The organism is Halomonas sp. DP4Y7-1, from assembly GCF_019800705.1.
Lineage (GTDB): Bacteria > Pseudomonadota > Gammaproteobacteria > Pseudomonadales > Halomonadaceae > Halomonas > Halomonas litopenaei_A.
The window spans coordinates 1-13,467 of record NZ_JAHVKS010000013.1 but is presented as its reverse complement, the minus strand read 5'-3'; the positions used below and the strand labels follow the sequence as shown (position 1 = coordinate 13,467).

The window sequence follows — 13,467 nt, the reverse complement described above, 5'->3', positions numbered from 1 at the left end:
CGCGACACTGGCGGGGGTGGAGAGATAGAGGGGGAGAGATAGGGGGGGAGAGATGGCTGGGTCGGCCAGGGCGTGGGCCCCGGCCGGCCAGGACATTAGCTGTCTGCCTCCATGGCAGCGGGCATGGCGGCCAGGGTGGCTTCGTCAGACAGCAGGTCATGCAGGGTCTGGGAGGCCAGCTGCGAGTTGCCGTCCATCACTCCATCCAGCCATACCAGCGCTTGTTCCCGGTTGGCGTTTTCCAGGCCGTTGGCGGCAAGGTAGGCCTTGGCCAGGGCCAGCCGCGCGGTCTCGTGCCCTTGGCGAGCGGCTTGCAGCAGATAGTCGGCTCCCTGCCGAGTGTCACGCTCCAGGTTGTCACCGCGCAGATATTCGCGGCCAAGGTTGGCCTGGGCGCCGGCATGCCCCTGATCGGCTGCGCTGGTCAAAAGCTGCTCTCCTCGCTGTACGTCCTGGGCCAGTTGCTGGTCGCCGCGAATCAGCGCCGTACCCAGGGCGGAGCGGGCCGACAGGTTGCCGGCCTCGCTGGCCTGGCTGAGCCAGCGTTCGGCCTGCTCTCCATCGGCGGTGACACCCTGGCCCTCCAGATAGGCCTCACCCAGAGTCTGGGCTGCGTACTGGTTGCCTGCTTCTGCAGCCTGTTGCAGCAGCTGACGGCCTCGCTCAGGGTCAGCGTCGACCCCGTTACCGCTCAGCAGCAGCTCGCCAAGGTCTGCTCGCGCGCCGGCGTGGCCTCCCGCCACCGCCATCTTGAGCAATTCGGCGCCCTTGGCGGGATCCCTGCTGACCCCATCACCGTCCAGGTACATCCGGCCCAGGGCGGCGGCGGCGCCAGGGTGACCCTGACGAGCGGCCTGTTCCAGCCAGCGACTGGCCTCGGCGTTGTTCTGGCCAATGCCCTGACCGTCACGATAGGCGCGACCGAGATCCGCCATGGAGTTGACGTTTCCCTGGCGCGCAGAAGCGATCAGCGCCTGGATATCGCCGGCCTTGCCGCGATCCCGTTGGGTGCGCAGCAGGGCTTCAGCCGCGGAGGGATGGCCCGCCTGCTCGGCCCGTTCAAGCCAGTCTGTCGCCGCGGTCAGGTCGCGCTCGACACCGGTACCATCGCGATAGGCTCGGCCCAGCACCACCATGGCATAGGCGTCGCCCTGCTCGGCAGCTTGTGTCAGCAGACGACGACCCGCCTCGACTCTGGGGCTGACCTCCGGCTGCGCCGATGGAGTGGGAAGCCTGGTTGATGACGTGGTTGATGACATGGTCGAGGACGCGGCTGGCGTCTGCGGCTGTGAGGGTACAGAGGCCTGCTGGAGGCCTTGACCACCGGCCAGGTCGCCGGTGAGGTAGGCTTCACCCAAGCGAGTGGCCGCGCTGGTGTCGCCCGCCTCGACGGCCTGGGACAGCAAGCGCTCTGCTTCATTGGGCTGGTAGGCCAGCGGGCCGTCCTGCTGCAGGTAGGCCTCACCCAGTACCCGCAAGGCGCCGGTCTGGCCCTGCTCGATGGCCTCGCGCAGCAGGCGTTCGGCGCGGGCCGGGTTGGCGGCTACGCCACGGCCTTCGAGATACAGCTGTCCCAGCTGCTCGGTGGCGAAGGGGTGCCCCAATTCATGGCCACGCTCAAGATAGCGAGCGGCCATGATCGGCTGTGACGGCACCCGTTCGTCAGACAGGTAGACCTGGCCGAGAACCGCGAGGGCCAGAGCGTCATCGCGGTTGGCCGCTTCCTCGAGCAGGCGAATGCCTCGCTGCGGCTCGGCCGGCAATGCATCCCCTTCCAGCAGGGCACGGCCCAGCGTGACACGCGCCGTCACGGAGTCTTCGGCGATGGCCTTTTCAAGCCATGAGCGGGCTTCCATGGGACGCGCTCTGAGCCCGTCTCCCTCGAGCAGCAGTTTGCCCAGGCGCTCCATGGCATCGACATCGCCCGTCTTGGCCGCTTCACTCAGCAGCTCAGCGCCCTGGTCGGCGCGGCCGCTTTCGAGCATCTCACGGCCGGCCTTGGCGACAGCGCCAGGATCACCCGCCTGGGCGGCCTGAGTCAGCCAATGCAGGCGCTGCTCATCGTTGCCGGCAAGCAGGCCATCCGCGGCGTACAGCTCGGCCAGCTCGGTCATGGCCTTGACGTCGCCGCCACCGGCTCGCTCGCGCAGGCCTTCGGCATAGCGCTGCGCATATTGGCGTGAGCGCTCGGGGTCGTTGTCCAGCCAGCCGCCTTCAGCGTAAGCCTGGGCCAAGGCCAGAGTGGCATCGGCATTGCCGGTGTCAGCCGCTTGACGGTAAAGCGCCAGGGCACGCTGAGGGTCGGCGGCAACGCCGTCGGCACCGCGAGCCAGTAGCGATGCCATGACTACCCCCTCGTCACGGCCAATCTGCTCCTCCATGGCCTGTTCGAGCAGGTAGTAGGCGAGTACCGGGCGGTAGGGGGCACCTTCCTGCTCAAGGCTCAGCTTGGCCAGATTCAGCGATGCGTGGCCCAGTATGTAGGAAGGGGTGCGCACGGCGTCTTCATAGTAGGTGGCCGCCTTGGCGGGGTCTGCCTGGATGCCTTTACCCTGGTCCCAGATCTTGCCCAGTTCGTAGTACGCCTTGGGTATGTCCTGGGCCGCCACGGCCTTCAGTTCGAGGATCGCCTCGCGGGTCTGTCCCGCGGCGACCAGCTGCTCGGCTTTGTCGAGCGCGTTGTCATGCATCCATTCGGGATTGCGCGGCTGTTCGCCATCAAAGAAGTCCTGGTACTGCGCCGGCAACGGGTCGACCCCGGTCGACTGGAACTGCGAGCCCGGCGCGGCGCAGCCGCCCAGCCACAGGGCCATGGCGGCGGATGCGGTCAGCGGAAAGGCCTTCGACCAGCGCAGGCCTTGAGGAGTAAAGGAGCGAAAGTGGGGGAGCATCATGGGCAGGCCTCCTGGGGCTTTTTTATCGGTCACTGCGATACAGCGTCATCGGCAAGGCCTTCGAAGGCGGTCGTCTCGCGCCGGCTTTCGTCGATGACCAGGTGCTGTTGCGCCTGCGGTGACATGAAGTAGAGCGTCTGGTAGCCGCCGGCGCTGCGGTTGTAGACCGGACGGACCTGAGTCAGAAATTCCTCGATGCGGGGATCATCGAAGTGGTTCTGGTAGATCTCCATCCAGGCAAAATACTGGTTGTCCTTGAGAAAACCGGTGTACTGCTCGCGAGGAGCAAGGTCTCCAAGAGCTTCCGGGTTATTGAAGATGGTCAGGGCGAAGTCCACCGCATCGTGGATGCTGTGGCCGTCTATCTCGAGATCGAAGATGTCGTAGCCCTGACGCGCGATGACCTGCATGTTGGTGATCAGGTAGAGCAGGGCATAGTTCTGGTAGTGAGTGGCGCGACGACCCCGGTCGATTTCCAGCGGGAAGGCGCCCTGATCAGTCATGTCGGACAGTGCCGAATAGATGGCGCTGACACCGAAGCGGAATAGTTCGTCATCCTCGGTCACCACCCCGATCACGCTGGCGTAGAGGGCTCGCCGGTAGAAGTGGTTGTTGCAGCAGCTGTTACCGGGCTGCCCGGGAATCTTGGCGTGCTTGTGCGCCAGCCGGTTCAGCCACTCTTCGATGCGTTGCTTGGCCTGGGTGTGGCCCTCGACCTCGGGCCGCACCACCGAGTAGGCCATGCCGGCGGCAAAGATCATCGACTCGGTGGCGAACCACGCCTGGGGCTCCATGGGATCGTAGTGGAAGTCGGTCAAGGCATCGTGCTGCGCCCATTGATCAAGGAACGACACCAGGCACTGTGCATAGTAGTCGTCGGCTGTGGCGACGAAGGAACCAGCCAGCATCGATACGCTGTCTTCAAAGTCGAACAGCGGCTGGGAGGCCAGCTCCCACTCCTTGGGGCTGGGGTAGTAGCCTGGAATACGCAGCCGGGTCGTGATCGGCTCCTGTGCCAGCAGCTGCTGGCAGCTCGGCCCGTTGGAGAGCTGGTCGATTTCCTGCAGCAAGATGGAGTTATCGGTGCTTGCCAGCATCTGCATGCGGCTGTCCACATCGAAGTAGGAAGCGTCAGGTCGCGTCACGCGGTAGTCGCTGAGGTCGAGTTCGGCTCGCTCTTCCAGGGTCATGGCCTGGGCCGCTGTCGATACGGCTGCCAGCGCAAGGCTGCCCGCCAGCACGGCAGGTAGCGCTGTCCAGGCCGAGGCGATGATGCGAGGCGATGATCCGCGCAAGTCAGGCATGCAGGGTCTCCTTGTTGACGGCCCGTGGGCCGTCACACTCATGAACGTGGTGCGTAGAAGTGAAAGTCGGCGAAGTCGACGTGCTGGTCCCGCGGCGTGCGCCAGTCCTTGCCATGTCCACCAAAGAAGGTGGAGAACATGAGGCCGTCGATGTGAACGCTGTCGCTGGTGCGATAGGTGATATCGGTCTGCTCGATCAGTGGCTGGCCATTGACCCAGACGCGAGCGACGCCATTGGCCTGGCCGGGATCATTGAGGATGATTTCCTGTTCCAGCGTGACCCACTGTCCGGATGGAAAGCTGAAGCGCCCACGGGCAATGGAGTCACCGTAGTCGTTGTCACCGCCCACCACGTATTCGTAGAGCTCGCCTTGACCGTTCTCGCGCCACATGTAGCGCATCGAAAAACCGTTTTCGCCGGTGACGTCATCGCCGCCACTGGGGGCTTCACCGCCGAACAGACCCGGCAGCTTGCCGCCCTTGACGAAGTCGAAACCCTGCTCGAAACGGACCCGATAGCTGAGGCAGGCGTGGTCGCTGCCTGACAGTTCGGCGGGCTCGGCGTAGAAGCCGGCACCACCGACGTCGGTGTCTCCCGGTGAGGACGTTCCTTGCGGATAATGCACGCGCAGGGCGGGCGTCTCGGCGTGTCCGGCGAGCAGTTCGACGTTTTCCTCGGTGCCCCAGGTTCGGGTGGTGTCAAAGCCCTCTCGAATCGCATCGTGAGCGCTCGACTCGCCAAGCATCGGCGCCGGAGACGCTACCAGCGGAAGGCGGGTGGAGCAGGCAGCAACATCGGGCCGTCCTGGCTCGTCAGCGGCCTGGACCAGCAGCGGTTGTGCGGCCAGTACGGCGAGGACAGAAGCGGTCAGGCGCGTCGTGTTGGTCATGGCGTGTTCTCCTTGATCACTGTCATGCAGCGCTCAGGGGAGGCGCTCCCCTGACGCGTCGATGGCGAGGGCATCAGCCTGCCTGGTTGGCCTCAGGGCTTTCCTCGGCGGAAGAAAACAGTCGACTGGCCTGCTGGTAGATGCCGCGGCCGCTCTGCCAGATCCACTCGGCGGTGGCGCCCAGCAGCGCCTGTTCGGTGAAGCGCACGTCCACCGGGGTGCCGACGCTTTCGACGGGCAACGGCTTTTCCGGTACCAGCAGCACGCTGGCGACGTTCTGCTGCTGGCGCACCCAGCTGGGGAAGCCCGCGCGGGGCTGGCGCTCGATGTCGAGAGCCACACTGCGCACCCTGGCGCTGATCGTGCCTGAGGCATTGGGCAGTGACAGGTAGGCCAACTGATCCGGCTCGATGCGGTCGATGTCGTCCATATGGACCAGGGCTTCGACCATCACCTCGTCCTGGCCGGTGCGCATCAAGGTCATGATCTTTTCGCTTTCATTGATATAGGTGCCGTCAGAACTGGACAGGGCCCAGGCGACCAGGCAGTCGCAGGGGCTGTAAATCTCGTTCTGGGACTGGCGTGCCTGCAGTGCGGTGACGCGGGACGCCTGGAAGTCCCTGGCCGTCTCGAACTGGTCGATCCGGGCCTCGGCAATGGCGGGTGACACCGTCTCGAAGCTGACGGCTTCGCCGTTGCCCGGCTCAGCGGAGTTGGCCAGGCTGACCTGACCGCCGTTGGCGCTATCCAGGCTTTCCTGCAGATTCTCGATCAGTTGGCTGTTATAGCGCTGAGCCGCCTCGGCCAGAATGAGGTCGGACTCCAGGTCTACGTCCTTGACCCGCGTGAGTGCTTCGTCGCGGGTGACGCGATCACCGGCTTCCAGCTCATGGGCCATCAAGATACCGGGGCTAGGGGCTCGAATATCGATGCGTGGTGCGGTGACCGCGGCAAAGCTGGGTTCAATCAGCATGAAGTTGCGGTAGGCCGTGGCCGCCGCCACGATGGCCAGAACCGCAAAGCCCATGAACAGCGCCACGTAACGACCCAAGGGCTTGGGGGGACGCGCCGCCGGTTGCGGTGCACTGCCCGCTCCACGTCGCTTGCGGGGAGTCTGGCTGTCTTCACCCTGCAACAGCTGTTCGACGTTCAGCGGCCGTCCTGCCAGATGGGCTCGCACGACCTGGCGCAGCAGCTCCAGGTGGGAGGGGGAAATGTCGGTAATCTCGAAGCCAGCGTGATGCGTACCGGCGCGCCCCTCTTGTGCGAGGCTGTGGCGGCAGCTGGCGCCGACCGGCACCAGCAGTTCCCCGCTGGCGGTCTGGATGGCGATCTCGCCGCGAATGCGCGCATCCTTGCGCATGGCTTTCGGGCTTTCGATCGCAAACCCACCCTGTGACAGGTCGACGCCGCGAAAACGGTTGCCATCCTCGAAGCGCACTTCAAAGGTCGGCGTGACGCGGATATAGCGGCGTTCATCGCGTCGCTCGTGGGCGAGGCCTGGGCGGCTGTCACCGTTGCTGGTACTGGCGTCATGGCCAGCCTGCCCGAGGCTAGGCTCTGCCCGCTGTTGAGAGGGCGAAGAGGCAGGACGTGACGAAGGTGTCTCTTGATCGTGGTGGTCGAAGTAATCGCTCATGGCGGTATCTGAGATCCTGTGTCGAAGTTGGCCGTGTCGGGACGTATCTGGTCGTGCGTATCGATCGGGTATCGTGGGACGCTTGAATGGCGCGGCGTAGAGCCCCTAGGGAGGCGCAGCAGTGGCGGGGCTAGCGGCGGCTCCTGACTGACCAAGAATGTCGAGGGATGTGGCGTCCGGGATCTTCAGCACACCGGTTGCCAGGGTCAGCACGAACAGCATCAGGCAGACGTGGAAGGCATGCAGCAGATGCCCCATCCGCCGCTGTCGACGAACCGCCTTGGGGTTGTCCGGTTCACCCGCAGAGATTCCCTGGCGCGACCACTTCTGCCGATTGAAGCGAAAGCTCACGTAGGTCTTGAGCAGGGCGCCGTAGACCTGGTTGTAGTAGATCAGCGGAATCCACAGCAGGCTGAAGCGACCGCGCTGCCAGGCAAGAATCAACGTCGAGATGCCTCTGGTGAACAGAATCCACAGGGCATAGGCGAAGATGAACGACGGGCGCACGAACAAGGACACCAGTATCGCCACCGTCGGCCCGATCAGGGTCGTCCACATGGAGAGACGCTGGTCGATCAGGCTCCACCAGGTGAATAGCCCCATTGGGCGCGGTCCCAGGGCGATGGCTCGGCCACTGGTGCGCAGCATGTTGCCGTACCAGCGGCGCATCAGATCGGTGGTAGAAGCGAAAAAGCGCGTGCGATCAGGTAGCTCCTCGAAGCCAGAGACGTAGACGTCCGGCAGGTAGAGCATCTTCCAGCCATTTTTCAGCAGCCAGTACCAGGTCGACTTGTCGTCGCCGGACAGGAACTTGAAGGTGCCGAAGCGCCAGTGATCGACGTGGTCGTTCTCGACCATGTCAATGAAGTCAGGGTGGGTAGCGAGGTCTGCACGAAAGGCACTGTAGCGCCCAGTGAGCACCAGCAGGCGCTCTGACACAGACATCGAACTCATCACCAGGTGGCGTTGCGCGTAGCGCAGGTCGTACCACTCCTTGGTGGCATCGTTACCAGTGACGATCGCACTGTTGTTGGTCGTCAAAGCGCCAAGGTCATCACGCAGCGCAAAGAACGACAGCGAGCGCTCCAGGGTGCCGGGCTCCAGCAGAATGTCACCGTCCATGGACACCAATAGCGCGTCCGGTGCCGGTGCACGACGGGAGATCGCACGTAGCACCTCGGCCATGGCGGAGCGCTTGCCGTCGCCCTTCTGGAACATGTATCTGACTTCGATATGCCCGGGCCAGCCATGCTCCTGCAGGACGTGGGAGATGATGTCCACGTCGGTCTGGTCCGACACCGAGGCGAAGACCGTCGTCGGCACGCCGTAGCTGCGGGTTTCGCGAATCAGCGCATCGTAGACGCGATAGCAGACGTCCGGATCGATCCGAAACGAGGTGCACAGCACGTACAGCTCCGACGGCCTGCCGGCGTCACCCAAGGCATCGGCCTGTGCCCGCATCCGCGGGAAGATGCGGCGGTTGTACCACACCGAGCGCAGGGCCTGGACGAACCACCAGGAGTAGCGCCAGGCACCCACGGCACCGATGGCAAAGAAGAAGCTCTTCGACGCCGGAGAGAACACCTCTGATGGGAGTTCACTGACCAGCACGACGAGCAGGGCGAGCAGCAGAGCCAAGGTGGTCAACTCCGTGGCCTTGCTGGCCACGGAGGTGTGCTTGGGAAGTGATGACATGGTCGAGCCCTCACACCCTGGGTTGCTGGAGAGACGCTCCACGGCCCATGGCGTAGTACTCGAGCCCAGCTTGTTCCACATCCTCGGGGGAATAGAGGTTGCGGCCATCGATGACCAACGGATGGTTAAGCGTGCGAGCGATCTTGTCGAAGTCCACCGTGCGGAAGGCTTTCCATTCGGTGCAGATGACCAGCGCGTCGGCGCCTTCGAGGGCGGCATCGCGCTGTTTTGACAGGCACAGGTCCGGACGCTCACCGTAGATGCGATGACACTCGGCAGCGGCTTCGGGGTCGAAGGCCTGGACCCGTGCGCCGGCTTGCCACAGTTGCTCCATCAGCACGCGACTGGGGGCTTCGCGCATGTCGTCGGTGTTGGGCTTGAATGCCAGGCCCCAGATGGCGATGGTGCGTCCTTCCAGGTTGCCATGCAGCGCAAGTTCCAGCTTGTCGAACAGTCGCGTCTTCTGGTTGTTGTTGACGGTTTCCACCGCCTGAAGCATGCGCGCTGGTGCTCCCACTTCACTGGCCGTGCGCGCCAGTGCCTTGACGTCCTTGGGGAAGCAGGAGCCACCGTAGCCACATCCCGGGTAGATGAAGTGATAGCCGATGCGAGGATCACTGCCGATACCGTGCCTCACCTGTTCGACATCCGCTCCCAGATGCTCTGCCAGGTTGGCGATTTCATTGATGAAGCTAATTTTTGTCGCAAGCATGGCGTTCGCTGCGTACTTGGTCAGTTCGGCACTGCGGACTTCCATGAACATCAGCTTGTCGCGCTGGCGGCTATAGGGCGCATAGCATTCGCGCATCAGGCGGCGTACTCGATCGCTGTCGGTTCCCACCACGATACGAGCACCACGCGAGAAGTCCTCGATGGCGGCCCCTTCCTTCAGGAATTCCGGGTTTGAGCAGACATCGAAATCGACATCCAGCTGACGACCTTCCAGTGCGTTGGCAACGGCTTGAGTGACCTTGTCGGCTGTACCCACCGGCACGGTGGACTTGTTGATCACCACTCGATAGTCATCCATGTACTGGCCAATGGTCTGCGCCACACCCAGCACATGGGTCAGGTCAGCACTGCCATCTTCGTCAGGCGGAGTTCCGACCGCGATGAACTGAAGCAGACCATGCGCGACACCCTCTTGTGGGCTGTCGGAAAAGCGCAAACGACCGTCATCCATGTTGTGGCGGATCAGCTCTTCCAATCCTGGTTCGTAGATAGGGACTTCGCCGCGCTTGAGTCGGGCGACCTTGACCTGGTCGACGTCCACACACATGACATCGTGTCCTACGTCAGCGAGGCAGGCGCCGGTGACGAGACCCACGTAACCAGAACCGTGAATGGTGATCTTCATGAACCCTCTCCTTGCGAACGTCTGTGGTAGTGGGGGCTGCCCTGGTGCACTCACGCTGTGGTGCTGTGGCGCGGGTCAAGCCTTGTACTGGGTGTTCTTGTGCGCAAAGTCTGGGCCATGTTTCATTGATTTATATAAAAAACAGATACCTATGGCGTTTCGTCTTTGGCGTGCCTAGCCGTTCGGGCTCAGTGAAAGACGAAAGTGTCTCTCTAAAGAGACGCATGTATGTGAGCTTTGTATAAGTCCTTAAAAATCAACACCCTAGATGTTGCCCATTAGATACGCCTTGAGACTTTTTGGTATAACTAATTGAAATTATTAGTTTTTTCCTGAATCAGGAAGGCGTGCTGAATTCACCCCGGCGCTGCGGGCGGCGCGCTGGTGCTAAAGACGGTTTTTGACGACTTAGCAACGTCATGCCTGGGGGGAGGAGAAGAGACGGTGGGAGCCGGCTGTCCGGCGTGCCTCCCAAAAGAGTGAGGCACGTCTTGGGCGTCGCCCTCTAGGAAGCAGGACCACAAAAGATCGCTGATTTAACGAGTTAGCAGAAAATAACTAGATAACTAGTGTTAGAAGGTGTGTCTCAGATAGATATGGTCACGGCAGTGAGTACCAGTATTTTAATCTTAGGTAATGTGAGTTCTATATGATTTTGATGTGTGAAAATGCATCTCTAATCTAAGATTGATGCTTATAAAATTGACCAAACTGAGCGTTCTGCAACGGAATGCTCTTTGTGCCTGTACTTGAGTCCAATGCCGAGACATAAGGTGCTTCGCTAATACTGCTTCCAAATTGTGCTGGATGTGCGGGTTGTTTGCAGACTGCAGATATGTGCAACAACGGAACGCACCGACAGCTATCTGGAGATAACTAGCGGGATGCGCTGAGTCTTGGCGGGGTCATTGTGGCCACGGTACCCGGGACGGCGAGGCACACCGCGAGACAGGGGCAGGGACTCGATAATGAGCACAGCGACAGTGGTGGCGGTTCAAGGGCAAGCGTGGATTCAAAGCGAAGACGGGACGCTTCGAGAGCTTCGTCCTGGAGACCAGATCCAAGACGGCGAGAGACTGGTGACATCCCAGGGTGGTGAGGTGTCCATCGCTCCCGGCGGCACCGGTGCTCCTCAGGCGCTGACGGGGAGCGGGCAGGTAAGCCTTTGGCAATCCCCCCAGGGGGCCGTCGATGCGGTGCTGCACACCACTGAAGCCGGAGACGGTGCGGACGACGGTGCGCTGGAGTCACTCGGTGTTCCGCTTGCCGCAGGCAGCGCTGCCTTGATTGACGCCCCTGTACCCGACGGTACACAGGCGGCTTCCACGGGTGAGGGTGAGGAGCTTGCCGAACTCGCTGAGCTTGCCGATCAGGCCGATAACGTGTTGGGGGACGCAGAGCTCAATGACCTGCTCGCGGCGATCGATGCTGGAGATGGTGATCTTTTTGATAACCTCGAAGATCCGGCTGCCGGTGGCGCTGGTGGCGGTGATGATGAAGGTAGCAATTTTGTCCGTCTGCTGCGCATCGTGGAGCTGGTGGACCCGCTGGCGTTCCAGTTTGATCTTGGTGGACGTGACGAGCTCATCGACCGTGACTTCACCGGCGTCGATGCCGTCGATCCCGGTGACGATGACGAAGGTGTGACTCTGATCGGGCTCGATGGCCCTGGAGACGGCGGCACGCCGGGATCTGGTGGCCCCGGTAATCCGGGAGGTCCTGGCAGTCCCGGTAACCCGGGAGGACCTGGCGGTCCCGGGAATCCTGGAGGATCCGGCGATCTACCGGTGGGCGCGTCCAGCGCTGAACAGGTCCTCTACGAGGCCGATCTGAGTGGCGGCACCCGCGGAGATAGCACGCAGTTGATTCGCAGCGGTTCCTTTGGTTTTACCTCTCCAGATGGCTTGTCAACGCTGTCCGTCGGACCTGTCACGCTCACCTTTGCTCAGCTGAGCGCGCTGGGAACCTCGCCGGTCACTATCGTTACCAAGCACGGGCTTCTTACGTTGACCGGTTTTTCCGGTAGCGCAGCCGGTGGCACGGTCAGCTACACCTATCAGTTGACCAATAACGTGGATAACGATGCCGAAGCGGGTGCCACAGACGGTGGCTTCCTGGACAGCCTGGCGGTTCGCGCAGTGGACGTCGATGGCAGTAGTGCCGGTGGTTCGCTGGATATTCTGATCATCGATGATGCGCCTGTTGCGGTGGACGATGCCACTGTCGAAACGACAGACGATGCTGCGGTCACGCTCAACGTTGTCACCAATGCCACTGGTGCCGATACCCTCGGTGCCGATGGCGCCAGTCTCACTGCGGCCGAGCTGGTCGACGCCGATGCCGGCAGTCTGGTGTTCAATGCCGATGGCACCATTACCTATACCCCAGCCCCTGGGTTCGAGGGCACCGCTGAGATCCGTTACACCCTTACCGACAATGATGGCGACACCAGCCAGGCGACCTGGCGGGTGGTTGTCGAGGATGACGAGCCCGTTGTTCAGGTGATGCCGGATGCACCGAAAGCGTCCGGAAACAGCGAAGTCGACGAAGCCGGTCTGGACGACGGCGGCAGCCAGTCTGCCACCGACCTGGAGACCACCAGCGGCACCATCGCCATCGATACCGGCTCCGACAGCGTGGGCTCGGTGGTGATCAGCGGCGTGGACGTGACCAACGGCGGCACCGTGCAGGGCACCTACGGCACCCTGGTCGTCAGCGTGGTGAATGGGGACTACAGCTACACCTACACCCTGGACGACAACACCACCGACCATAGCAGCCAGGGCACCGGCAGCGACGGCATCCAGGACGTGTTCAGCCTGGTGGTGACCGACTCCGACGGCGACGTCAGCGATCCCGCGGCCTTGGCCGTCGACATCAAGGATGACGTGCCCGAGGCCACCGACGACGCGGCCGAGACCGACGAGAACGTGGCGATCACCGTCAACGTGCTGGACGGCAGTGCGGGCGGGGCCGACGTGGCCGGCGCCGATGGTCCGGTGACCCTGACCAACGCCGCGCTGCAGGACCCGAGCCAGGGCAGCGTGAGCTTCAATGGTGACGGCAGTGTGACCTTTACCCCGGCGACGGGTTTTGAAGGCGACGTGCTGATCGACTACACCATCACCGATACCGACGGGGATACCGCTAACGCGACCCTGACCATCACCGTGGACGCTACCCCGGTGGTGGAGGTGAACCCCGAGTCGCCCAATGCGTCTGGCAATAACGAGGTGGACGAGGCCGGTCTGGACGACGGCGGCAGCCAGTCTGCCACCGACCTGGAGACCACCAGCGGCACCATCGCCATCGATACCGGCTCCGACAGCGTGGGCTCGGTGGTGATCAGCGGCGTGGACGTGACCAACGGCGGCACCGTGCAGGGCACCTACGGCGTGCTGACGGTCACCGTCAACAGCGGCGTCTACAGCTACAGCTATACCTTGAGCGACAACACCACCGACCATAGCAGCCAGGGCTCCGGCAGCGACGGCATCCAGGACGTGTTCAGCCTGGTGGTGACCGACTCCGACGGCGACGTCAGCGACCCCGCAGCCTTGACCATCGATATCAAGGATGACGTGCCCGAGGCCACCGACGACGCGGCCGAGACCGACGAGAACGTGGCGATCACCGTCAACGTGCTGGACGGCAGTGCGGGCGGGGCCGACGTGGCCGGCGCCGATGG

Annotated in this window: 7 protein-coding genes; 1 reads left to right on the top strand and 6 read right to left on the bottom strand. The window is 62.8% G+C overall.

The features are described 5' to 3' along the window. Positions 1 to 95: 95 nt before the first annotated feature. The 6 genes from KUV72_RS19025 to KUV72_RS19000 form a co-directional block, all read right to left on the bottom strand. The gene (locus KUV72_RS19025) at positions 96 to 2,894 is read right to left on the bottom strand and encodes an SEL1-like repeat protein (RefSeq protein WP_261317581.1); all 2,799 of its coding nucleotides are present in this window, start codon (positions 2,892 to 2,894) and stop codon (positions 96 to 98) included. Between the two features lie 29 nt (positions 2,895 to 2,923). Then, positions 2,924 to 4,198 carry an alginate lyase family protein gene (locus KUV72_RS19020; RefSeq protein WP_206944777.1) on the bottom strand — a complete coding sequence of 425 codons (1,275 nt, stop codon included), beginning with the start codon at positions 4,196 to 4,198 and terminating at the stop codon, positions 2,924 to 2,926. Between the two features lie 38 nt (positions 4,199 to 4,236). Then, on the bottom strand, positions 4,237 to 5,088 hold the full coding sequence (locus KUV72_RS19015; protein WP_206944776.1) for a polysaccharide lyase: 852 nt from the start codon (positions 5,086 to 5,088) through the stop codon (positions 4,237 to 4,239). Between the two features lie 73 nt (positions 5,089 to 5,161). Then, positions 5,162 to 6,727: a PilZ domain-containing protein gene (locus KUV72_RS19010; protein ID WP_222164289.1), complete on the bottom strand. Its 1,566-nt coding sequence runs from the start codon at positions 6,725 to 6,727 to the stop codon at positions 5,162 to 5,164. Positions 6,728 to 6,832: 105 nt separating this feature from the next. Beyond that, the gene (locus KUV72_RS19005; protein WP_261317580.1) at positions 6,833 to 8,422 is read right to left on the bottom strand and encodes a glycosyltransferase; all 1,590 of its coding nucleotides are present in this window, start codon (positions 8,420 to 8,422) and stop codon (positions 6,833 to 6,835) included. Positions 8,423 to 8,432: 10 nt separating this feature from the next. Further along, positions 8,433 to 9,779, bottom strand: coding sequence for a UDP-glucose dehydrogenase family protein (locus tag KUV72_RS19000; RefSeq protein WP_222164288.1), 1,347 nt, complete (start codon positions 9,777 to 9,779; stop codon positions 8,433 to 8,435). Positions 9,780 to 10,747: 968 nt separating this feature from the next. Here KUV72_RS19000 and KUV72_RS18995 point away from each other — a divergent pair. After that, positions 10,748 to 13,467, top strand: a 2,720-nt coding sequence (locus tag KUV72_RS18995; RefSeq protein WP_222239429.1) for a retention module-containing protein, incomplete at its 3' end; no start/stop codon positions are given.